This window comes from Blautia difficilis (assembly GCF_014297245.1).
In the GTDB taxonomy this organism is placed as follows: domain Bacteria; phylum Bacillota; class Clostridia; order Lachnospirales; family Lachnospiraceae; genus Blautia_A; species Blautia_A difficilis.
The window spans coordinates 202,971-226,441 of record NZ_JACOQG010000001.1 but is presented as its reverse complement, the minus strand read 5'-3'; the positions used below and the strand labels follow the sequence as shown (position 1 = coordinate 226,441).

At 42.1% G+C, this 23,471-nt stretch carries 17 protein-coding genes and 1 pseudogene; 3 read left to right on the top strand and 15 right to left on the bottom strand.

What is annotated here, in order from left to right:
• Positions 1-27: 27 nt before the first annotated feature.
• The 7 genes and pseudogenes from H8Z82_RS00970 to H8Z82_RS00935 all read right to left on the bottom strand — a co-directional run.
• Positions 28-1,830, bottom strand: coding sequence for a sensor histidine kinase (locus H8Z82_RS00970; RefSeq protein ID WP_186993976.1), 1,803 nt, complete (start codon positions 1,828-1,830; stop codon positions 28-30).
• A 181-nt stretch (positions 1,831-2,011) separates the two neighbouring features.
• Positions 2,012-2,935, bottom strand: a complete 924-nt coding sequence (locus tag H8Z82_RS00965) for a calcium/sodium antiporter (RefSeq protein WP_330607792.1) — start codon at positions 2,933-2,935, stop codon at positions 2,012-2,014.
• A gap of 995 nt (positions 2,936-3,930) precedes the next feature.
• Positions 3,931-5,043: a sensor histidine kinase gene (locus tag H8Z82_RS00955; protein ID WP_173684008.1), complete on the bottom strand. Its 1,113-nt coding sequence runs from the start codon at positions 5,041-5,043 to the stop codon at positions 3,931-3,933.
• Positions 5,044-5,083: 40 nt separating this feature from the next.
• Complete coding sequence (locus tag H8Z82_RS00950) at positions 5,084-5,773, bottom strand: response regulator transcription factor (protein ID WP_019163079.1); 690 nt, start codon at positions 5,771-5,773, stop codon at positions 5,084-5,086.
• A gap of 69 nt (positions 5,774-5,842) precedes the next feature.
• Entirely contained in the window at positions 5,843-6,658 is an 816-nt protein-coding gene (locus tag H8Z82_RS00945) for a hypothetical protein (RefSeq protein ID WP_186993974.1), read from the bottom strand.
• 297 nt (positions 6,659-6,955) lie between these two features.
• Entirely contained in the window at positions 6,956-7,288 is a 333-nt protein-coding gene (locus H8Z82_RS00940) for a TnpV protein (protein WP_186993973.1), read from the bottom strand.
• A 38-nt stretch (positions 7,289-7,326) separates the two neighbouring features.
• Positions 7,327-7,971: pseudogene (locus H8Z82_RS00935) on the bottom strand (AAA family ATPase); the annotation flags it as partial.
• 132 nt (positions 7,972-8,103) lie between these two features.
• Here H8Z82_RS00935 and H8Z82_RS00930 point away from each other — a divergent pair.
• Entirely contained in the window at positions 8,104-8,322 is a 219-nt protein-coding gene (locus tag H8Z82_RS00930) for a hypothetical protein (RefSeq protein WP_186993972.1), read from the top strand.
• 212 nt (positions 8,323-8,534) lie between these two features.
• On the opposite strand, the gene tuf is transcribed toward H8Z82_RS00930, so the two are convergent.
• The 4 genes from tuf to rpsL form a co-directional block, all read right to left on the bottom strand.
• Positions 8,535-9,728: an elongation factor Tu gene (tuf, locus tag H8Z82_RS00925; protein WP_019163091.1), complete on the bottom strand. Its 1,194-nt coding sequence runs from the start codon at positions 9,726-9,728 to the stop codon at positions 8,535-8,537.
• Between the two features lie 253 nt (positions 9,729-9,981).
• Positions 9,982-12,102, bottom strand: a complete 2,121-nt coding sequence (gene fusA, locus H8Z82_RS00920; RefSeq protein ID WP_019163092.1) for an elongation factor G — start codon at positions 12,100-12,102, stop codon at positions 9,982-9,984.
• 17 nt (positions 12,103-12,119) lie between these two features.
• On the bottom strand, positions 12,120-12,590 hold the full coding sequence (rpsG, locus tag H8Z82_RS00915; RefSeq protein ID WP_020993199.1) for a 30S ribosomal protein S7: 471 nt from the start codon (positions 12,588-12,590) through the stop codon (positions 12,120-12,122).
• A gap of 221 nt (positions 12,591-12,811) precedes the next feature.
• Positions 12,812-13,228, bottom strand: a complete 417-nt coding sequence (gene rpsL, locus H8Z82_RS00910) for a 30S ribosomal protein S12 (protein WP_008705161.1) — start codon at positions 13,226-13,228, stop codon at positions 12,812-12,814.
• Positions 13,229-13,527: 299 nt separating this feature from the next.
• On the opposite strand from rpsL, the gene H8Z82_RS00905 reads away from it, so the two are divergent.
• The gene (locus tag H8Z82_RS00905) at positions 13,528-14,523 is read left to right on the top strand and encodes an N-acetylmuramoyl-L-alanine amidase (protein ID WP_186993971.1); all 996 of its coding nucleotides are present in this window, start codon (positions 13,528-13,530) and stop codon (positions 14,521-14,523) included.
• A 44-nt stretch (positions 14,524-14,567) separates the two neighbouring features.
• Positions 14,568-15,623, top strand: coding sequence for a serine hydrolase (locus tag H8Z82_RS00900; protein WP_186993970.1), 1,056 nt, complete (start codon positions 14,568-14,570; stop codon positions 15,621-15,623).
• A 28-nt stretch (positions 15,624-15,651) separates the two neighbouring features.
• Here H8Z82_RS00900 and H8Z82_RS00895 read toward each other — a convergent pair whose 3' ends face one another.
• From H8Z82_RS00895 to rpoC, 4 genes are all read right to left on the bottom strand, one after another.
• Positions 15,652-16,878 carry a hypothetical protein gene (locus H8Z82_RS00895; protein WP_186993969.1) on the bottom strand — a complete coding sequence of 409 codons (1,227 nt, stop codon included), beginning with the start codon at positions 16,876-16,878 and terminating at the stop codon, positions 15,652-15,654.
• A 6-nt stretch (positions 16,879-16,884) separates the two neighbouring features.
• Positions 16,885-17,706 carry a PP2C family protein-serine/threonine phosphatase gene (locus H8Z82_RS00890; RefSeq protein WP_243176358.1) on the bottom strand — a complete coding sequence of 274 codons (822 nt, stop codon included), beginning with the start codon at positions 17,704-17,706 and terminating at the stop codon, positions 16,885-16,887.
• Complete coding sequence (locus tag H8Z82_RS00885; protein WP_186993968.1) at positions 17,690-19,489, bottom strand: serine/threonine protein kinase; 1,800 nt, start codon at positions 19,487-19,489, stop codon at positions 17,690-17,692. Before H8Z82_RS00885 ends, H8Z82_RS00890 begins: the two co-directional genes overlap by 17 nt.
• A gap of 222 nt (positions 19,490-19,711) precedes the next feature.
• Positions 19,712-23,458 carry a DNA-directed RNA polymerase subunit beta' gene (gene rpoC, locus H8Z82_RS00880; RefSeq protein WP_186993967.1) on the bottom strand — a complete coding sequence of 1,249 codons (3,747 nt, stop codon included), beginning with the start codon at positions 23,456-23,458 and terminating at the stop codon, positions 19,712-19,714.
• Between the last annotated feature and the right edge of the window lie 13 nt (positions 23,459-23,471).

Genomic DNA, 23,471 nt, shown 5'->3' with positions numbered 1-23,471 from the left:
CCAATGTCAAGCATGGCATTTTTTACATTATGTATTGTCAGATATTTCCGGAGAAACAGCCGGGACTGTAATCGTCACAGTTGTCCCCTCTCCCACTATACTGTCAATATGTAGTCCATAGTCCGCACCAAAAAGCTTCTTCAGCCGCGCATTGACATTAAGGATTCCAATGGAAATTCCGGATTCCACCCGTTTCATATCGTTCTGTTTCAACAGCCGGTTCATGTCCTCTGCGTCCATTCCTGCACCATTATCCTGAACTGTGATCACCAGATTCTCACCCACATGCTCCGAACGTATCAGAAGCTTCTTATCCTTGCGGCGGACATTTCTCAGTCCATGTGTCAATGCATTCTCCACAACCGGCTGAATGCAGATACGTGGCATCTGATCTGCAAGTGTCTCACTATCTATCTGATAATCATAGGCAACCGTCGAACCATTTCTCACATCCATTACATAAAGATAATTTCTCACATGAGACATTTCATTCTGCACAGTGGATAATTCGTCTGTCATATTCAGGCTGTAACGGAAAATTGCAGACAGGGAACGGCACATGCCACTTACCATAGGACAGTTCTGTGCATTTGCAATTCCACTCATAGTATCCAGCGTATTATAGAGAAAATGTGGATTGATCTGTGCCTGAAGCATTTTGTATTCCGTACGTTCCACCAGCATTTTATGCTGCAGTTCCTCCTGGGCCATCACCTGCATACGATCCAGCATTTCATTAAATTCCGTACCAAGAGTCGTAAGCTCCTGTGACCATCCTACCGGACGCACACGTAACTGTGTTTCTCCGTTTTTGATCTGCGTGATCGTACTGCTCATTTCCTCTACCGGCTTTGTTAGCCATTGGGATAAAAACAATACAATAATTGTGATAGCCAGCAACATGGCTGCCATTATGATCAACAGTGTTCTGATCAAAGACTTCTGTGTTGCTGTAAGAAGTGACTGTGAAACAAGTACAAAAGCTTCCAGATTATAGTTTTCCTGAGAAACCTGTATCAGATAGTTTCCATCATATTCCTGCTCCAGCTTAGTAGATTTATAATAGTTTTCCACAGCCTTTGCAAGCTGTTTCTGGATTCTGCGCTGACTGTCTGATGCCTGTCCGGTCATTGCGACCACCCTGTCATTCAAAGGCTGAAGCCACAGGCAAACCTGCTCTACATCCACATATTTAGACATAATAGAAGTAAACGCCGCACTATTGATATCACATACAAGATATCCCAGCCCGCTTCTGTCTGCATCATAGTTGTGCAATTTTAAAACCAAACGGACAATGTCTTTTTTTGCATCTGGATTATGATATCCTGAGATCATCAGATCTGTACGTTTTCCGTGAACATAATCATATACTCTGTCTGAATTGTCATCATATCCTTCTGATTTGTAAATATCCTTTGGGTATGCAACTGAATTATATCTGTAACTGCTGATCAGATGATCCTTTGTATCATACAGATACATAGCCAGGAGCTGGTCTTCTTTTGTAAAACGTTTTCTCGCAAAATACCAGCTTCTCCAGTAATAATCCTTCAGACTGGTATCCTGTTCCGCTGCGTCGCGCATATCATTGATCAGATCCTGTTCACTGTATATGGTAAGCATTTCTCCGCGAATGGTATGAATAAAGCTGGACAGATCTGTCTGCATCTTATTCAATGATATCTCATGATCTGATATAATTTCAGCCCGTATCTGTCTTCGCAGTGACTTCTGAAACAGAAATGTCTGCAATAATAAAGCAAACAGCACACTGCTGATACACAATACCAGCATAGCCTTCCGCATCGTCCACTTCTTGGATTTCATTTTTTTCTATCTCTCCAACACTTTATTCTTTTAACCTGTAAATAATTTACAGGCATACATTGGTTTTATTTTATCATACTATCAGAAAAAGTGTAACCTATTTTCCTATAACATAAAAAAGTCCCTCTGTGATTGCCGGGAGCAACACACAGAAGGACGTTCTTAATAACAAACTATTTTCTTATACCATACACAAATATACAAAATATGCTGCATAACATAACAGCATAAGAATTCCACATGGTTTTCGGAGTTCTTTGTGCCGGAAGGTACCAATCCAGAGGATAACTCCGCACAAAATTGCAATCCCTGTATCTATAATAAATTTACTTTCAAAAGGAACTGTGCAGATAAGCGCTGTGGTACCGATCACAAACAGGATATTAAAGATATTGCTGCCCACAATGTTTCCGATGGCAATTCCTGCATTTCCTCTTTTTGCAGCTGTAACAGATGTAACCAGCTCAGGAAGTGATGTTCCCAGTGCAACGATCGTCAGCCCGATAAATCTTTCGCTTATTCCAAAATAACGGGCTATTTCTGAAGCTCCGCTTACTGCAAAATCGCTGCCCTTTACAACCAGAATCCCGCCAAGAGCCATTAGAAGAATGCATTTCCATATAGGATAATCCTTTGTTTCTCCATCCTCCTGGTCATTTCCCATTCTTGCCATTACGAACAAATATCCCAGATATGCCAGAAAAAGAATCCAGAAAATCACACCTTCTGCAAAAGTTACTTCCGATCCTGTAATACCAAAAATCATCAGTACAATTGTTACCACAATCATAAATGGAATTTCATACAGAAATGTAGATTTCTGTATTGCCACATTTGTGATCAGGGCTGTAACTCCCAGGATGATCAGAATATTAAGAATATTACTTCCAACCACATTTCCGATCGTAATACCCGCATTTTTATTCATTCCTGCTGTAATACTTACAGCTGCCTCCGGCATACTGGTTCCCATTGCTACAATCGTCAATCCAATGATCAGCTGGGGGATTCCCAGCTTCTTTGCAATGCTGGCTGCCCCCTCCACAAACCAGTCTGCTCCCTTCACCAGAAACAGAAAACCTACCAGCAAAATAATAACCTGCATAAACATCTTTTTTCCTCTCTTTCCTCATTTTATTTTGCAGCAGGTATAAAAAAAGAGACTCCTACTGCATGCACAGTAAAAGTCTCGCTGTTTCATCACTTTCCGAGTTATATGTTTCAATAACTGTCCTGACGAAGAAGTGAACCAAATCGGCCAGCTACTCCCTTTTCATATGTATATTCTAACAGACTGCTTTTTACAAATCAATTATTTTTATTCTTATTTGCTATTTTTTATAATCCATGTATTCCTGATCCAACAGTACGTCTACCTTTCACGATACTTTAATCCCGTTTTATCTCATATTTTTTATGGTTTTCTCTCCAAAATATAGTGAAAAACGGATGATTTGCATCATGTATTTTTATTCGCCTGATTTCTTGGCACCGGAATCCCTGGTTGAAAAGATTCTTTTCCACGGCTAACAAATACTACTCTACCAACTTTTTATTGCACCGGTAGTTTTTAACTGTTATAATCGAAACATGGGTGCTACCATAACGGTAGACGGTTAGTCCTTCAACAGAGGGACTGTGACCCTCTGATTACATAGAAATCCCCAGATCTTTCTGGCGGAAATCTCTCGAAAGGAGGGCTAAGCCATGAGTATTGTTAACTTCATAGCTGTGGTTAGCTTCGGCTTAACCTGCTTTAGTATCGGATATACCTTTGGCAAAGATAATAATAAATCACAAAAATAACCGCCCCAGCCTGCAAACTGAACGGTTATTTTTAATCAATTAAGTATACGGACTAACTGTCTATCGGTAGTACTCTTTTTCTATAATCATATTAGCACGCATGTGCAGAAATGTCAAAAAATTTTTATTCTACTTTTTGAAGTTTTGACATATCCAATCCATGCCGGATCATCATCAGAATATCCCATTTTTAATTCTATGTACATTAAATTGTTAATCATTCTTATTCTCTCCTGATTCCAAATTTTGCAACATCTCAACAAACTGGAAACTGTAAACCTGATTGTTCCTAAATTAACTGTGGCATACCATTGATAAACATATGCCATGCCTGTCATTTTTCGCACTAAGTTTCCATCCGTGCATTTCAACGATTTCTTTTGAGAGGGCAAGCCCTATTCCGCTGTTTCCGTTTTGTCCCGTATGAAAACGTTCAAACATATGGGAAAAATCCTCTGTGCTAAGTTCTCCTCCATCATTCCAGATGGAAAGGACTTGATTTTTCCACGATATTTCGATTTGACTACACGCATATTTTACGGAATTAGTTATCAGGTTAGCAACAGCGTGTTCCAGCTTCTCCGGGTCTCCGTTGACATATCCTTCGTCCAGTTCTAACGATACTGAAAGGTTTCGCCTGTTCACAATTCCTTCAAGCGGCATCAAAATATCTTGAACCAGTGATGCCATTTCTATTGGTTCACACTTTAATGGTTCCGTACCGCTTTCCATTTTTGATAAATACAGGATATCCTCAATAAGTTTACTCATACGCTCCGTCTGAGACACTATCATTCTGCCCGCTTGAGAATAATCGGTAATGACTCCCATTTCAATCTCCTCCGCATATCCGCAAATTGCCATAAGCGGGGTTTTTAATTCGTGAGATGTATTTTCAAAAAAGGTCTTCTGAGCTTTGTCATTTTGTTCAAGTTTTTTCCCGAGAAAATATCCAATGGCAGCACCGAGAGCGGCAATGACAAAAGCATCCAGCAAAACACCAAAACTGATTTCTTTTACGAGTTCTGGTTCGCCGGTAACATCCACATAAGCAAGTAATCTCTCATTGCTGTCTTCATAATACTCTGTTCTGGCTTTCATATAATAAGTTGCTTCGTTAATTTTTGCCCTTTGCATTTCATCAGACGGGTGTGTTTCATACCAGTCAATAAGTTTCTTCTCTTTGGGTGTCAGAATCTGATATATGTCATCCCTGTTTTCTGAATCTGCCCCCATATATACAAGTGAGGCATAATATAAAGAGCCCGTATCATTTTCAGATTCGTAATTCAAATATTCGTCTGAATTCAAAGTAAAAACGTTTTTAATTGCATTCTCAGCTCTCAGCTCTATTTTTTTATTAAAAACTATGTTCAGAATCAGCAGGCTCAAAAGCATGGCTGCCATAACGGCGGAACCTGTAAGTGTGGCAATTTTATAACGTGTCTTATTCATTACAATCCTCCAGTTTATAGCCATAGCCCCAGACAGCACTAATGCGAACTTTGCTGCCTGCGGTCTTCATTTTCTGCCTGACTCTTCTTACTGTCTCATCGACAACTCTGGTTTCTATCTCCGTAGAATCTATTCCCCATACTTTGTCGAGAATTTCATTCCGGGGGATTGCCGTTCCACCATGTTCCATAAGACATCCCAGAAGCGAAAATTCTGTCATAGTCAGACCAATATCATGCTCTTTCACAATGGCATTATGCTTCTCCCATGAAAAACACACATCACCAAAGGAAATATCTGCCTTTACCGGTATATTCATTTCAACTCTTCGGAACAACGCATTTACCCGGACAACAAGAAGTGACGGCGAAAATGGCTTAATCAGATAGTCATCCCCTCCATACATAAATCCCTTCATATGGTCAGACTCTGAATCCTTTGCCGTCAAAATAATAATAGGAACTGATGATATTGTCCTTAGCTTTTTACATATGGAAAGACCGTCTGAACCCGGCATCATAATATCAAGAATAACAAGATCACAGGGCTTCTCCTGAAAAGCAGAAAAGAGTGTATCACCATTCTTGTATGCTGTTACCTCATATCCGGCATTGGATAAAAATTCTGTGAGTATTTCTCGTATATCCTGTTCATCATCTGCCAAATAGATTTTTTTTGCCATATCTTTAATCCCACATGAGGGGAGTCCCTCAGAAATTCTGTGAGATTCCCCATATTATATCTTTCAAAATCAGTATGTCTGTATTTTAGTTCCACCTGCTTTCGCTTCAAGAGCGATTGCCTGTGCCTCCAAAGCATCAATCTCATCTGAATACTTCGCATAGCGAGAAGCAAATTCCTCATCAGAGAGGTTATCAGAGCCGTTATAAATATTGTCATAGATTGCATCAATTTTATTGTAAATACTGTTAAGCTGATTGACTTCATCTTCGCTCAAATTTCCATAGCATCCCTCATACCAACCCGCTTTCTTTTCAAGCGTTTCAATCTGTGCGTTCAGTGATGTAATCTCGTCATCATACTTTGCATAGCGGGCTTCGATCTCATCGTCTGAAAGATCATCGTCCGTCCACACTTCCGCATCAATTTCTTCGATTCTTTCATATGCTTTCTGAAGCTGTTCTGCTTCCTCTGCGGTGAGCTTGCCTGTATCGTACAGAGCATTATACCCATCCTCGGAATATTCATATTCCTCGTTGTCGATCCACCCGGTTTTTTTATCAAGCTCCTCAAGGCGATCCATGAGGGTATCGGTTTCATCCTGATACTGATCGTATCTGGCATAGATATCTTCATCAGAAAGACTATCTGCATCTTTCATTACCTCTTTGTCGATAGCGTCAAGTCGGTCATAAATGGAGTTAAACTCTTCAATCTCCTTCTGAGTGAGAGAACCATAATCTACATTTGTTTGTGTTACCTCTGATGTAGTCACTGTCTCCTCCTGTGTCTCCTTCTGGGCAGCCATGGCAGGAATACCTGCGGATGTAGTCATTGCTGCTGCAAGTGCTATTACCATTCCTCTTTTGAATAATCTGTTCATCATTTTAGTACCTCCTGATTTTTTATTTACCGGTTGTTTGGTATGACTAAAGTATAGCTCAGGCAAATGTAAAAATATCCTTAGAACAGTCATGAAAATGTCAAGAAAGTGTAACAGCACAAGATTTCCTATAAACCATATTTACTCTCTCCTCTTAAAGGTTACAATCTTTTTTCAAATACCCACAATTTTTCTAAATCTGCAATTCCGATTTACCTTCACCTTATTATACCATAGTGCTTTCTAAAGTGCTATTCTAATATATACAAAAGTGTAAAAGAGCGATCTCGTCTCTCACACTCACACATATACCATGTTTTTCAATATAATCTCTTCTGCACTAACTTTTATATTATTCATTAACCCAACCCACTTCATCTGATCCTGTACCTTTAATTCTTCAGTTACACCCTTTTTTTCTGCCATCTGTTTCATAAGCATTTCCACCTGTTCTCTGGCTTCCTGATCTGTCTGGTTCAGATGTTCATTCAGTTTTCCAGTCAATAACAGATACTGATACCTTGCTGATCTGTGTTCTTTTAAGAACTGCTTTCGTAACATTCCATATGTCGGTTCTGCTTCGTTCAAAACCAGATCCGGCAAATAGTAATCTCCATGCAACGTATAACTCATTCCGTTTTTCTCATACTCTGCAATGTTGCACCCTTAATTTATTCCGGCCTAACTTTATCTAAATCCCAATACCAGGAATTACCGATTCGTCTTGCCTTAATTCCAAGTTCCTTTTTTGCATTTTCCAGTGTTCTTTTAGAAATATTCAACTCTTCTGCCTTATCAAAGATTTCACTGCTTTGCACAGAAGCTGATGTTTTTGCCAGTTCCCTCAGCATCTTCTTTGCCTGTTCCAGTTTATTTACCTTTGGGGCAATTCCACCAAGCACCTCATCTGCTGTGATTTCATAGTCACCTATCCACTCAAATCCTGTTTCTGTCACGCGAAATGCTTTGGAATGTCCAAATGCAGCCAGATTATTTTTAATCTGAACCACTGCTCTTAAGTCCGGTTCTCCCTCTATTCTTCCTACCAGTAATACGCTTCTGGCTACCGCAAAAAAGTCAATCGAACCCATTCCTCTATATGCAGCTTTATTTCCCCCAGCTTTATTCATGTGTCCGATTAATAAAATTGCACATTTATACTTTTCTGCCAGCAAGCTCAATCTTTTTGTCATATCCCTTGCTTCATTTGCCCGGTTCATATCCATTGTTCCTCCAAGGTATGCCTGAATCGGATCTAAAATAAGCACTCTCGCACCAGTCTGTTTGATAGCAGATTCCAGTCTCTCATCAATCATGAATCCAATGAACTCTGGTATGAACTGGATATAAATAATAAACTTCCCGGTGATATAGAAACAGAAACACAGAAATGGTATGCCGGACTTCGCTTTTATAGAAATAATCCGGAACACTCTTTAAATGCAGATATGTGTAATTTTCTTGCCGATCTGCAGGAGAACAGAGAAAGCCTGGAATCTTATTTCACAGGTAAAGATATGTTTGATATGTGGAAGAAACAGACGTTGGAATACTACACTTCCAAACCCGTCACCCATAAAGAAATTGAAGAACTGGATTTTGAAACACGAATCCGTAAGCGAGATGAACTTTTAGCACAAAAATTTTCCAATAACGAACAGAAATAGTATCATAACAGTATCACAGGCAGATATGCGAAGATTTTCATTTTCTTCCCATAACTGCCTGTTTTTAATTTATTCGCTATTCTTTACAGCCTTATTTTAAACTTTTTACTCAACAGAAAAACCCCGGAAACCTTGCGGTTCCGGGGTATCTTACGTTTGGACACAATGTACCTTGCGGTACTCTATATTTATATTAAGATGTTATGCTAAAATTATTCGATAACTGTAGCAACACGTCCTGATCCAACAGTACGTCCACCTTCACGGATAGCGAAAGTAAGACCCTGAGCCATAGCGATTGGGTGGATCAGTTCGATTGTCATTTCGATGTTATCTCCAGGCATGCACATTTCTGTTCCTTCTGGAAGGTTGCAAACACCTGTTACGTCTGTTGTTCTGAAGTAGAACTGTGGACGATAGTTGTTGAAGAATGGAGTATGACGTCCACCTTCATCTTTTGTCAGAACGTAAACCTGAGCTGTGAATTTTGTATGGCATGTAAGTGTTCCTGGTTTAGCAAGAACCTGTCCACGCTCGATTTCGTTTCTCTGAACACCACGAAGAAGTGCACCGATGTTATCACCAGCCTGAGCTTCATCAAGAAGTTTACGGAACATTTCGATACCAGTTACAACAACTTTACGTGTTTCTTCTTTGATACCAACGATTTCAACTTCGTCAGATACGTGAAGTACACCAGCCTCTACTCTACCAGTAGCAACTGTACCACGACCTGTGATAGAGAATACGTCCTCTACAGGCATTACGAATGGTTTATCTGTGTCACGCTGTGGGTCTGGAATGTAGCTGTCAACAGCATCCATAAGTTCCATGATCTTGTCTCCCCACTCGCTGCTCGGATCTTCAAGAGCTTTCAGAGCTGATCCACGGATAACCGGGATGTCATCTCCTGGGAAGTCATACTCGCTTAAGAGTTCACGAATTTCCATTTCTACCAGTTCAAGAAGTTCTTCATCATCAACCATATCACATTTGTTCATGAATACAACGATGTAAGGAACACCTACCTGACGGGAAAGAAGGATGTGCTCTTTAGTCTGAGCCATAACACCATCTGTAGCAGCAACAACGAGGATAGCACCATCCATCTGAGCTGCACCTGTGATCATGTTCTTAACGTAGTCAGCATGGCCTGGGCAGTCAACGTGTGCATAGTGTCTATGCTCTGTTTCATACTCAACGTGTGCTGTAGAAATTGTGATACCACGTTCTCTTTCTTCCGGAGCTTTATCGATGTTAGCGAAATCTGTAGCTGTGTTACCAGCAACTCTTTCAGACAGAACTTTTGTGATAGCTGCTGTTAAAGTTGTTTTACCATGGTCAACGTGTCCGATGGTACCAATGTTACAATGCGGTTTTGTTCTCTCAAACTTAGCTTTTGCCATTTTAAAACGTCCTCCTTAAAACTTTGGCTCTTATATTATTATAGAGCATCTTTTTCGGTTTTAAACTTGCTATCCTTGATTATATTGCATAACCAAAATATTTGCAAGTGTTTTATACAATTTGATAACTTGCATTACCAATTGTTGTATCATTACAGTCCACAAATTACTGAGAATACAGCGGACAGTAATTTTATATCTCCTACAGTCTGCTGGCTTTAAACACCGACAGACTGCAGATGATCAATAATTATCAGTCTTTCTTAGAAAGGATCTTTTCCTGTACAGACTTCGGAACCTGCTCATATTTCTCAAAGAACATAGAGTAGTTACCACGTCCCTGTGTTCTGGAACGAAGGTCTGTAGCATATCCAAACATTTCGGAAAGCGGTACATATCCGCGGATCATCTTACCACCGCCGATATCTTCCATACCTTCGATACGTCCACGACGGGAGTTGATATCACCAATAACGTCACCCATGTAATCTTCTGGTGTAGTAACTTCGACCTTCATGATTGGCTCAAGAAGAACCGGAGCTGCTTTCTGCATAGCATCCTTGAATGCAAGAGAACCTGCAATGTGGAATGCCATTTCAGAAGAGTCGACTTCATGGTAAGAACCATCGTATACATTAGCATGTACACCGACTACCGGGAATCCGCCAAGGATACCAGCTTTCATAGCTTCTTCGATACCTTCGCCAACTGCAGGGATGTATTCCTTCGGAATAGCACCACCAACAACTGTGGATTCGAACTTGTACAGTTCTTCTCCGTTGGCATCCATAGGCTCGAATTTAACTTTACAGTGACCATACTGTCCACGACCACCAGACTGTTTTGCATACTTGCTGTCTACATCAACAGGTTTAGTGATTGTTTCTTTGTAAGCAACCTGAGGAGCACCTACGTTAGCCTCTACCTTGAATTCACGAAGGAGACGGTCAACGATGATATCCAGATGAAGCTCACCCATACCAGCGATAATGGTCTGTCCTGTTTCCTGATCTGTATGTGCACGGAATGTCGGGTCTTCTTCTGCAAGTTTTGCAAGAGCTTCACCAAGTTTACCCTGTCCAGCTTTAGTCTTAGGCTCGATAGCCAGCTCGATAACTGGTTCTGGGAATTCCATGGACTCCAGGATTACCGGATGCTGCTCGTCACAGATTGTATCACCAGTTGTTGTGAATTTGAATCCGATCGCTGCAGCGATATCACCGGAATATACTTTATCAAGTTCCATACGTTTGTTAGCATGCATCTGAAGGATACGTCCAACACGTTCTTTCTTGTCCTTAGTAGCATTAAGTACATAAGAACCGGAATTCATTGTACCGGAGTATACACGGAAATATGCAAGTTTACCAACGAATGGGTCTGTCATAATCTTAAATGCCAGAGCTGAGAATGGTTCTTCATCAGAAGAATGTCTCACTACTTCGTTACCGTCCAGATCAGTTCCCTGAATTGGAGGAATGTCTGTAGGAGCCGGCATATACTCAAGGATAGCATCAAGAAGCTTCTGAACACCTTTGTTTCTGTAAGCAGAACCACAGCAAACCGGAACAGCAGTACACTCGCATGTAGCTTTTCTTAATGTTGCTTTCAGTTTCTCAACAGTTGGTTCTTCACCTTCAAGATATTCCATCATTAAGTCGTCATCAAGCTCACAGATTTTCTCAATGAGCTCTGTATGATAAAGCTCAGCATCTTCCTTCATGTCTTCAGGAATGTCAACGATGGAGATGTCATCACCCTTTTCATCGTTGTAGATGTAAGCTTTCATTTCGAATAAGTCAATGATTCCTTTGAAATCATCTTCTTTTCCGATTGGCAGCTGTAAGCAGATTGCGTTTTTACCAAGACGAGTCTTGATCTGCTCTACTGCACCGTAGAAGTTTGCACCAAGGATATCCATCTTATTGATGAATGCCATACGTGGTACATTGTAAGTGTCGGCCTGACGCCATACGTTTTCAGACTGCGGTTCAACACCACCCTTAGCACAGAAAACGCCGACAGCACCGTCAAGTACACGAAGAGAACGCTCAACTTCTACTGTGAAGTCAACGTGACCTGGGGTATCAATGATGTTGATACGGTGTTCCAGAGCACCTGGCTTCGGTTTGCAGTTCTCTTCCAGAGTCCAGTGACATGTAGTAGCCGCTGAAGTGATTGTGATACCTCTCTCCTGCTCCTGTTCCATCCAGTCCATGGTAGCAGTACCTTCATGAGTATCACCAATCTTATAGTTGACACCTGTATAATACAGGATACGTTCTGTAAGAGTTGTTTTACCCGCATCGATATGAGCCATAATACCAATATTTCTGGTACGCTCTAATGGATATTCTCTTCCCTCTTTAGCCAATGGATTTTCCTCCTATATTAGAAGCGATAGTGAGCAAATGCTTTATTTGCTTCAGCCATCTTGTGCATGTCTTCTTTTCTCTTAACGGATGCACCTGTGTTGTTCATTGCATCTAAAAGCTCATTTGCAAGTCTTTCTTCCATTGTTTTCTCGCCTCTTTTACGAGAGAACATTGTTAACCAGCGAAGAGCCAGTGCCTGACGTCTGTCTGCTCTTACCTCGATCGGAACCTGATAAGTAGCACCACCGATACGTCTAGCTTTTACTTCCAGAAGTGGCATGATGTTGTTCATAGCCTCTTCGAAAACTTCAAGTGCTGGTTTACCAGCTTTTTCTTCGATTCTGGCGAATGCACCGTAAACAATTTTCTGTGCTACACCTTTCTTACCGTCTAACATGATGTTATTGATAAGTTTGGTAACCACTTTATTGTTGTACATTGGATCTGCCAGAACGTCTCTTTTCTGAGTATGTCCTTTACGTGGCACGTTACTTCCCTCCTTAATCATTGTGATTAAATCATCGGTACTCACGCAGATAACTATTGCATGTTCGCACTGGTAAGGTCCTATATTTAACCCGCAACCGACAGGGTATATGGAATACCGTACAAATTCGATTCATAGTTTATTCGTGAATTTTCGATTTCATTAATTCATATTTGCTGTCTCAAACAATGAGATCAGTTACTTTTTGAGAGCCTTCTCAATTATTTCTTTTTAGGTCTCTTAGCGCCGTATTTAGAACGGGCCTGTTTTCTGTTAGCAACACCTGCAGTATCAAGAGTACCTCTGATGATGTGGTATCTTGTACCAGGTAAGTCCTTAACCCTTCCACCACGGATCAGAACAACGCTATGCTCCTGAAGGTTGTGACCTTCTCCTGGGATGTAGCTTGTTACTTCGATTCCGTTGGAAAGACGAACTCTGGCGATTTTTCTAAGAGCTGAGTTAGGCTTCTTAGGAGTTGCAGTCTTAACTGCTGTACAAACGCCACGTTTCTGTGGTGCAGACTGTTCAACTGCTTTCTTTCTTAAAGAGTTGAATGTTTTCTGGAGAGCCGGAGCTGTAGATTTCTTTACAGATGTCTGGCGTCCTTTTCTTACTAACTGGTTGAATGTTGGCATTCCATTTCACCTCCCGATTTATTTCTCCATAGATTTTTCTATGGGGCCTTGCGGTTGCTATTCTCGCATTTACGCGCAAAAAAATTAAACGTTTCTTATGCACGCTTGCTCATTATATCCTTTACAGAAAGCGCTGTCAAGGTATTTTGCAAGATTTTTTCTTTCTTTTTGCATGAATTTAGTATAGATACACGATTGCATTTTACAAATCACTTCATTATAATAACAGACAAAGAAAAGTTGCTGTCGACCAAGTGCAGTAACATTTATAATGTTTGTTATTATAGAAAGGATTTTTTATGAAAAAGCCCAGTATAATGGCTGTATTACTGTTTCTCACCGGACTTTTGTGCATTGTCTCCATCTTTTTCTTTACTAAAAGTACCATGGAGCAGATCATTGCCACTGAAAAAGATGTAGATACCGTGACAGAACAGATCACAGCTAAGCAAAAGGAATTTCAGACTGCCCTGGAAAAATATACCGCTGCAGTAGATGAAGTTCAGAATAATATCAACTATTTGAAACAGAAAGCCCAGACAGCATCACAGAAGCAGGAAAAAGAAAAGGCAGATATTTCTGAAGAGGAGACCGCCTCCAAGCCTTCTGTTTTCAGTCAGGCAGATGCTTCCGAACCAGATAACTTTTCTGCCGATAACGGACATGTGGTAGGAATTGATCCGGGACATCAGGGTGAAAACGTGGATATGAGTGCTCCGGAGCCCATTGGACCTGGTTCTTCAGAGACGAAGGCAAAATGTACTTCCGGTACCCGTGGCTCCTTTACCGGAATTCCCGAATACCAGTTGAACCTGAATGTTTCCCTTCAATTAAAAGATGTGCTGGAACAGAGAGGCTACCGGGTAGTTATGACCAGAACTGACAATGATACTGCCATCAGTAACAAGGAACGGGCTGAATATGCAGCCTCTCAGGGTTCAGAGATCTATGTCCGTATTCACGCAAACGGTACGGATTCTTCTTCTGCATCCGGAGCCCTGGCTATGGCTCCTTCTCAGAGCAATCCTTATGTTTCCTCTCTTTTTGATCAGTCAAACAGACTTTCCCAGTGTATTCTGGATTCCTATTGTCAGGCTACAGGCTTTCAGAATCTGGGGATACAGTACACAGATACTATGACCGGAATTAATTGGAGCACTGTTCCTGTAACAATCCTGGAAATGGGTTTTATGACCAATCAGAATGATGACACCAAAATGAACGATTCCCAGTTCCAGCAGACTATGGTTGAAGGAATCGCCAACGGAATCGATGCTTATTTTGCTTCAGTATAGAAAGAAAATAGAAAGAAGTATACACAACAGAAAGGAATACACAAATGGACGATAATAATCAGCCAAAAAAACCCATATTTTTGTATGTAGTCATCATTGTTCTGGTGATTGCGCTGGCAGGTCTGGGAGCTTTGTCTTTCTTCTCTCTCAGTCACCTGGCTTCCCTTCAGAAAAAAGTTCAGACACTCTCTGATACTGTGACAGAAATATCCGATTCCGCCAATACCCTTATCAGCCAGGCAGACCAGCTGGATCAGCTGAAGGAACAGGAAAAGCAACAGCAGACTACAGAGAATGAAGGCCCCAGCAGCAATGAAAGCTCTGCCGTCAATGAATCCTTTACAGATAACTCTGACAGCAGCATGGACTCCCTTCTCAGCCAGGTCAAAGCTCTCCTTCCACAGGATAACGGAACCTGGTCTGTCTATGTGTGTAATTTACTCAAGGATTCCAACGGTGTGATCAATGACACTCCCATGCAGGCTGCCAGCCTGATCAAGCTCTACATTATGGGTGCTGTTTATGATAATTACGATGCCATCTCCCAGGCTCACGGAGGTGATACTGTAGACAGCAATATTTCCTCCATGATCACTGTCAGTGACAATGATGCAGCCAATACCCTGGTTAACTGGCTGGGGAATGGTGATGACAGCACCGGTATGCAGAAGGTAAACGAATTTTGTCAGAAATATGGTTTCAACGATACTCAGATGAACCGCCTTCTTCTGGCAGACAACTCAAATGGTGATAACTATACCTCTGCCAAAGACTGTGGCATCTTTTTGAAGAAAATTTATCAGATTTCCAAGGGAATTATTGATTCCTCCAGTCTGCCTAATGCAGAAGCTATGTATTATCATCTGAAAATGCAGCAGAGAAAAAACAAGATTCCTGCTGATCTCCCGGAAGGTGTACAGACTGCCAACAAAACAGGAGAACTTGACACTGTTGAAAATGATGCAGCGATTATTTATGACACAGCCAAGGGTATTGACCTTGTAATATGCTTCATGTCACAGGATCTCACCGATACCGGCGCAGCCCAGAACACCATTGCCGCAGATGCACGTGCAATCTACGGATACTATAATGAATAAATGTAAAGGACTTAAAAAAGGGAGCGGCTCAACTCTCGGCCTCTCCCTCCTCATAAGACTTTTCCCAAATCTCCGCAAATACTGCCAGCGGGCAGTCTGTGAGGAGACACATAAGAAGAAAACATTCATATGGATTTACAATATAGATCTCACCCATTCCGCATCTGAGCAGAATGCTCTGAATCTCATCAAGGAAATGTTTGTATCTGTTAAATGGATCATCATCCTCCATCTCCTGCGATACAATAAAAAACTCCAGCGTGATCAGGTCAAAACGCTCTACTGGAAGCTTATGATTCAGAATATTGGTAATCCGCTGCCTGCTGAAACGCTTCTGACTGAAATGTTTTGCCAGAATGGAGGCGGACATTTTCTTCAGATTACCCATTTTATTGATGGGAATTCCGCTGCAGATCACTTTTTCCACATCAGAAGGCGTGATCCGCTCTGCTGTCCACACCTTATCCCCACCTTTTTCCTCTTCATCATGCTGATAAAGGCCGGCGATGATCTGCTTCGCATGATATAAAAGCTTCGTAAATTCCTGAAAAGCCTGACTCTTCTCAGATATGGGATCTACTCTTTTTGATTTCAGGCGGGCAAGATAAGCGATTAATTTTTCCTCTGTATCAAGGCACAGATTGCTTCCGCATAAAACCTGAGTATTTTCCACTTCTACAGGAACAAGTGCCTCATATTTTTTCTTCAATTCCTCTGCCTTGTAATAACCCTGCTGCGTACTGTAGCAGTACCAGTAGATTACCTCCTCCGGATTATGAAAATCAAAATCCTGTTCCTTCAACACTCTTGTCAGGAAATCCGACACATCCTCCGCAGTCATTCGAAGTCCAAATCCAAGAAGAAATACCGTTTCTCTCTTTACAGAAGCCTGATTCAGCCAATTATTTACCAGCGCAGACAACTTGGTAGTAGTAGGATTCATGGACTTGGGAGTAAAAGTTTCTTTAAAAGAGTCCAGTATAATATCTCTGTACACCTCCTGAGGTACCTCGGAAAAAGGCTCTTCAAGTTCTGCCCTCTCATAGATGTACCGTTTCAAATGGTCACCAAAGGAAACCAGCTCCATCTCCTTGTACAGGTAATGGAAAATCACATCCGCATCCTCATCTTCAAAGCTGTCCAGACTCACTACCTGTCGAAAACGCTGAGCTGCCCTTCTGGTAAATTCATAATCCTGCACCTTGTCAAATGCTACTGTCTGTTCGAAATCCAGATCCTGCATACGATTCTTCATGCTGTCTCACCCCTCATTTTTCTCTTTTATGCCTTTCAGCCATGCCTTGAATTTACCCTTCAATTCCTGCTTCTGGACTTCACAGAGTATAATTGTTACATTATCTCTTCCTCCCTTTTGAAGAGCCCGGTTTAAAAGAAGTTCCACCGTCTCCCTAAGACTGTTTTTTCGTGAAAGGATATCCGCAATCTCTCCATCAGAAAGCATGTCTGTCACTCCGTCAGAACACATGAGATATCGGTTTCCTTCTTTGTGCTCTATTTCCAAAACTGCCGGCTCCAGTCTCTGAAGCTCCTCCGGTACACCCAGATATTGAGTCAGAGGTGCTTTTCCAAGTCCCCCTTTTCCAAAAATATGATCTGTTGATACCTGGCGAAAGCTTTTCTCATCAGAAAAATAAATTCTGCTGTCTCCCAGATTACACACAAACATAGATTCCGGTGTAAATAAAGTCATTGCCAGGGTAGTACCCATACTCTGTATGTGATTTTCCGCTGCATATCTGCATACTGCCTGATTCATACTCTCACATACGCCATCAATAAATAACTCTGGTATATCGCGCAAAGTCCGCCTGTTGGCACGATAATATCTTCCGAATTCGTCAGAAGCCAGGAATGCCGCCATCTCTCCGCAGCTTTCTCCGCCCATACCGTCAAATACAGCCATTGCCGGTGTCTTCAGGCCGGAGACAATCTGGGAATGTACTCCCTCCATACCCTGGTTATCTGCCGGGAGCGATTCTCCGCAGCACCAAAGATTATCCTCATTGTTTGCACGAACCCTGCCCATATGGCAGGTATATGCATACTCAATCTGATACATCATCGTCTGTTTTTGTTCCCTCTCCCTTCAACGCTTTCAGTGAATTCTTCCAATACTTCTCTCCTCTTGCTGTATATTCCTTGTTGTCTGTCTCGTTGTCATGAGCCTTTCCATCAGAATCAATCCAGCGAATGAGCTTTCCATTATCATAATAATAGTACTCAGAAGTCTCGTCATACCATATATATGCAAAAAACAACTTTTCGCCCCAGTAAAAATACTCTTCGTATTTTCCCTCAGCTGACTGAGCCGGGTACACCAGTGCTTTCATACATTCACTTTCTATCTCTACATCTCCATCATCATTCGGAGTAGTAGATATCCGTCGCAGATATCGAAGTACTGTTCCCTCCGATCCTACCCAGTCATAGGAATTCAGGTTATCCGTGATCGTTGTTGCCTGATCCTTGATCGTTGCTAAAGCAGTGTTAAAGCTCTTGGAATTTTTATCAGAAGAATTGTTTTTATCAGTATCCAGCACAGACACTTCACTGTTTCCGGAATTGTCTCCTGCGCTGTCTTTGTTAAATTTTATATATACTCCGGCCAGAATAAGAACTGCCAGAAGTACAGCAGTAACAACCAGTCCCCTGCGAAATCTCTGTTCTCTTTTGCGACGGCGGCGTCTTGCTGCTGTTGCCCTGGCTGACTGTATGGAGCTCTGAAGCTCTGTATCTCTGTCTGTTTCTTTTACTTCTGTTTTTTGTACTGTGTTTTTTTGTACTGCAGTCTTCTGCGCCAGTGGTTTCTGTCTCATCTGCCTGCTATCTTCACCAAATTCTTTGACAGAGTTCACCCGGGCAGACGCTTTTTCCTGCCTGCCTTCAGCAGTTACCACATTTACTGTGCCAACAGACTGGCGGTTACGAATCCGTCCATTCTTCAGGTCATCCAGAGCCCGGTAAAATTCCTCCGGTGTCTGGTAACGTTCATCAGGGTCAAATGCACAAGCCTTCAGAATAATCTGTCCAAAAAGCTTTCCGGCTTCTGCCGGAGGCGCCATCTGCTCTCCTGACATTCTTTTATTCAGAGCATTCTCCTTATCCCGGTAAGTAATAAACTGCTTCTCTAGATTCATAAACGGCAGGCGGTTGTGATTCATAAGCTTATAGAGCACAATCCCCAAAGAATAAATATCTACTCTGCTGTCATATTTTTCTCCCTTATACATTTCCGGAGCCATGTAAGAATAGGTTCCCTTTTTAGAAAATCCACTCATAGTCCGCTCCAGCTCCCGGGCTATTCCAAAATCTCCCAGCTTAAAATCTCCAAATCTGGATACAAAAATATTCTCAGGCTTTACATCTCTGTGAATGATATGAAGCTTTCTGCAATATCCCAGAGCCTTGCTTAAATCCAATCCCATCTGGATTACCTCTTTTTCCTGAAGCTGCTTCTCTGCGCAATAATCCAGAAAACTTGTAAGATACTCCATACGAATGGAAATTTCCCAGCCAATGGCATCCAGATATTCCATCACTTTAAAATCCTCTACAGAAACAATGTACGAATTTCCTCTGAAATACTCCATAGTACCGATTTCCTGGATGCATTCCTCAACCAGATTCTGGAAGTACTCTCTGGCTGCCTGGTCATTCCCAGTCTCGGAACGCACACTGTTCCATTCACTCTGGCTACCCGGAATGTTAATAATTTTGATGGCAGAGTAAAAAGACTTGCCTCTCTCTGTACGTTGAGCCTTATATACCTGTCCAAAAGATCCTTCTCCAATCTTCTCGACTATCTTCCACTCCGGCCATGCGGAAACCGGAAGTTCCTTATCCATATTGCACCTCCTTTACTCTGATCATTTGCACTTATTGGTTTTTGTTTTTTATTATAGCAGATAAATCAGACTTTTTTGTATTTTTATTTTTAACCGGATCAAAAAAAGAGTTACCTCACAGGATATTATACCCTGTGAGATAACTCTTTCATTTATAAATCATCTCTGCTTATATCATCCGCAACTGTTCAATAGCTTCACAGTTTGCAAACTATCAAATGATTATTCATTATCCTCAGATTCATCTGCATCTTCAGCTTCTTCTGTATCTTCAAATTCCTCTTCAGAAGCTTCCTCATCCAGATCTCCATCTTCAGAAAAATCTTCATCCATTGTGATCAGTTCATCATCTGTCTGATTCTCGTCTGAAGTCTCTTCCTCTTCGATTTCCACTTCTGGTTCCGGCTCCGGCATTGTAGAATTCAGTCGTACTTCACTGTAACGCTTCATACCTGTACCTGCTGGGATCAGTTTACCAATGATTACGTTCTCTTTCAGACCGATCAGTGGGTCAACCTTACCTTTAATAGCAGCTTCAGTCAGTACCTTCGTTGTTTCCTGGAAGGAAGCAGCTGACAGGAAGGAATTGGTAGCAAGGGACGCTTTGGTAATACCAAGCATAACCTGTTTTCCATCTGCAGGCTGTTTGCCTTCTTTTTCCATCTGCTCATTGACATCTTCATATTCAAGGAAGTCTACCAGTGTTCCCGGAAGGAATTCTGTATCTCCGTTGTCCTCAATACGGATCTTCTTCAGCATCTGACGAACAATAACCTCGATATGCTTATCGCTGATTTCAACACCCTGGAGACGGTATACACGCTGTACTTCACGGATCATGTAGTCCTGAACTGCACGGACACCCTTGATTCTCAGGATATCATGTGGATTTACGCTACCTTCTGTAAGCTCGTCACCGGCTTCAAGCATCTGTCCGTCTGTGATCTTGATACGGGATCCGTATGGGATAAGGTAAGTCTTGGATTCACCTGACTCCGGATCTGTAACAATAACTTCACGTTTCTTCTTGGTGTCATTGAGAACAGCAACACCAGGGATCTCTGTGATAATAGCAAGACCTTTCGGCTTTCTTGCCTCAAAAAGCTCCTCGACACGAGGAAGACCCTGTGTGATATCTCCACCGGCAACACCACCACTGTGGAAGGTACGCATGGTAAGCTGTGTACCAGGCTCACCGATAGACTGAGCAGCGATAATACCGACAGATTCACCAACCTGAACAGCTTCACCTGTTGCAAGGTTCGCACCGTAACATTTTGCACAAATACCAACTTTACATTTACATGTAAGGATTGTACGGATCTTAACTTTCTCGATAGATCCGCCTGTCTGGTTGTCCACGCCCTCTTTCATAATGCGGGCAGCACGTTTTGGTGTGATCATATGGTTGGCTTTTACAATAACTTCGCCGTCTTTATTCTTAATTGTCTCACAGGAGAAACGACCTGTGATACGTTCCTGAAGTCCTTCAATCTCTTCTTTACCATCTGCGAAACCTTCTACATACATACCTGAGATTTCATCTCTGTTTTCGCAGCAGTCTGTCTCACGTACAATCAGATCCTGAGAAACGTCAACCATACGTCTTGTCAGGTATCCTGAATCGGCTGTACGAAGAGCTGTATCGGACATACCTTTACGTGCTCCATGGGCAGACATAAAGTATTCCAGTACATCAAGACCTTCACGGAAGTTTGACTTGATAGGCAGCTCGATGGTGTGACCGGTTGTATCGGCCATCAGTCCTCGCATACCTGCAAGCTGTTTGATCTGTTTATCGGAACCACGGGCACCGGAGTCAGCCATCATAAAGATGTTGTTGTACTTATCCAGACCGGACAGCAGAGCATGTGTAAGCTCATCATCAGTCTTTTTCCATGTATCAACAACTTCTTTGTAACGCTCTTCCTCTGTGATAAGACCACGTTTGTAGTTCTTTGTAATAAGGTCAACAGTATCCTGTGCCTTCTGGATCATTTCCGGTTTCTGAGGCGGAACGGTCATATCGGCAATGGCAACGGTCATGGCTGCACGTGTAGAATACTTGTAACCTGTAGCTTTGATCGCATCAAGAACCTCAGCAGTCTTTGTAGCACCGTGAGTATTGATAACTTTTTCAAGAATCTGTTTCAGCTGTTTCTTAGCTACCAAGAAGTCAACCTCAAGGAGAAGTTCATTTCCCGGAACACTTCTGTCTACGAAACCAAGATCCTGAGGAAGGATTTCGTTGAACAGGAAACGTCCAAGTGTAGATTCTACTGTACCGGTCAGAACAGTTCCGTCCGGCATTGTCTTGCTGCAGCGCACATGGATTCTGGACTGCAGTGTGATTACTTTATTCTCATAGGCAAGGATTGCTTCGTTTATACTCTTGAAGTATTTACCTTCACCCTTGTTTCCAGGTCTTTCCTGAGTCAGATAGTAGATACCAAGTACCATATCCTGTGAAGGAACGGCTACAGGACCACCATCAGAAGGTTTCAGCAGGTTGTTCGGTGATAACAGAAGGAAACGGCACTCTGCCTGAGCTTCCTGTGAAAGCGGAAGATGTACGGCCATCTGGTCACCATCGAAGTCAGCATTGAACGCAGTACAAACCAGCGGATGCAGTTTGATTGCTTTACCTTCTACAAGGATTGGTTCGAATGCCTGGATACCAAGACGATGCAGTGTAGGTGCACGGTTCAGCATAACCGGATGTTCTTTGATAACATCTTCCAGAACATCCCATACAGCAGGTTCCAGCTTCTCAACCATTTTCTTGGCATTCTTAATATTGTGTGAAGTTCCGTTGGCAACAAGCTCTTTCATAACGAAAGGTTTGAACAGCTCGATGGCCATTTCTTTCGGAAGACCACACTGGTAAATCTTAAGTTCCGGTCCTACGACGATAACGGAACGTCCGGAATAGTCAACTCGTTTACCAAGAAGGTTCTGACGGAAACGTCCGGATTTACCTTTCAGCATATCAGAAAGGGATTTCAGGGCTCTGTTTCCAGGACCTGTTACGGGACGTCCACGACGACCATTGTCGATCAGGGCATCAACCGCTTCCTGAAGCATACGTTTCTCGTTACGAACGATAATATCCGGTGCGCCTAATTCCAGAAGTCTCTTCAGACGGTTATTACGGTTAATGATTCTTCTGTAAAGATCATTTAAGTCAGATGTAGCAAAACGTCCACCATCCAGCTGAACCATAGGACGCAGATCCGGCGGAATTACAGGGATCACTGTCATGATCATCCACTCAGGACGGTTTCCTGACTCACGGAAGGATTCTACAACCTCAAGACGTTTGATGATTCTGGCACGTTTCTGGCCTGTAGCATCTTTTAATTCGGTTTTCAGTTCTGCAGAATCTTTTTCAAGATCAATTGCTTCCAGAAGCTCTTTGATAGATTCAGCACCCATACCTACACGAAAATTATTTCCGAAAGATTCACGGGCATCCTGATATTCACGCTCTGTAAGCACCTGTTTGTACTGGAGTCCGGAGTCAGCCGGATCCAGTACGATATAGTTTGCAAAGTAAAGGACTTTCTCCAGAGTTCTCGGAGAAATGTCAAGGATCAGACCCATACGGGACGGAATTCCTTTGAAATACCAGATATGGGATACCGGAGCAGCCAGCTCGATATGACCCATACGCTCTCTACGAACAGAAGATTTTGTAACCTCTACACCACATCTGTCGCAGACAACGCCTTTATAACGAATCTTTTTATACTTTCCACAGTGGCACTCCCAGTCCTTGCTCGGTCCAAAGATCCTTTCGCAGAAAAGTCCGTCTTTCTCCGGCTTTAAGGTACGGTAGTTAATGGTCTCAGGTTTTAAAACCTCGCCTCTTGACCACTCTCTGATTTTCTCAGGGGACGCCAGTCCGATCTTGATGGCATCGAAAGTCATTGGCTGATATGTTTCATTGGCGTTAGTTGTTTCTGCCATGTATACTTTCCCC

What these genes read in the sequence shown, in the direction of transcription:
- tuf (WP_019163091.1), bottom strand. Translation starts at nt 9,728, where the DNA reads ATGGCAAAAGCTAAGTTTGAGAGAACAAAACCGCATTGTAACATTGGT.
- H8Z82_RS00940 (WP_186993973.1), bottom strand. Translation starts at nt 7,288, where the DNA reads ATGAGTTATACGTTGCATGGAGATTACTATTTGCCGGATCTGGTTTTG.
- rpsL (WP_008705161.1), bottom strand. Translation starts at nt 13,228, where the DNA reads ATGCCAACATTCAACCAGTTAGTAAGAAAAGGACGCCAGACATCTGTA.
- H8Z82_RS00900 (WP_186993970.1), top strand. Translation starts at nt 14,568, where the DNA reads ATGGACGATAATAATCAGCCAAAAAAACCCATATTTTTGTATGTAGTC.
- rpoC (WP_186993967.1), bottom strand. Translation starts at nt 23,458, where the DNA reads ATGGCAGAAACAACTAACGCCAATGAAACATATCAGCCAATGACTTTC.
- H8Z82_RS00950 (WP_019163079.1), bottom strand. Translation starts at nt 5,773, where the DNA reads ATGGCAAAAAAAATCTATTTGGCAGATGATGAACAGGATATACGAGAA.
- H8Z82_RS00905 (WP_186993971.1), top strand. Translation starts at nt 13,528, where the DNA reads ATGAAAAAGCCCAGTATAATGGCTGTATTACTGTTTCTCACCGGACTT.
- H8Z82_RS00970 (WP_186993976.1), bottom strand. Translation starts at nt 1,830, where the DNA reads ATGAAATCCAAGAAGTGGACGATGCGGAAGGCTATGCTGGTATTGTGT.
- H8Z82_RS00885 (WP_186993968.1), bottom strand. Translation starts at nt 19,489, where the DNA reads ATGGATAAGGAACTTCCGGTTTCCGCATGGCCGGAGTGGAAGATAGTC.
- H8Z82_RS00965 (WP_330607792.1), bottom strand. Translation starts at nt 2,935, where the DNA reads ATGCAGGTTATTATTTTGCTGGTAGGTTTTCTGTTTCTGGTGAAGGGA.
- H8Z82_RS00895 (WP_186993969.1), bottom strand. Translation starts at nt 16,878, where the DNA reads ATGAAGAATCGTATGCAGGATCTGGATTTCGAACAGACAGTAGCATTT.
- H8Z82_RS00945 (WP_186993974.1), bottom strand. Translation starts at nt 6,658, where the DNA reads ATGATGAACAGATTATTCAAAAGAGGAATGGTAATAGCACTTGCAGCA.
- H8Z82_RS00890 (WP_243176358.1), bottom strand. Translation starts at nt 17,706, where the DNA reads ATGATGTATCAGATTGAGTATGCATATACCTGCCATATGGGCAGGGTT.
- H8Z82_RS00930 (WP_186993972.1), top strand. Translation starts at nt 8,104, where the DNA reads ATGTGTAATTTTCTTGCCGATCTGCAGGAGAACAGAGAAAGCCTGGAA.
- H8Z82_RS00955 (WP_173684008.1), bottom strand. Translation starts at nt 5,043, where the DNA reads ATGGCAGCCATGCTTTTGAGCCTGCTGATTCTGAACATAGTTTTTAAT.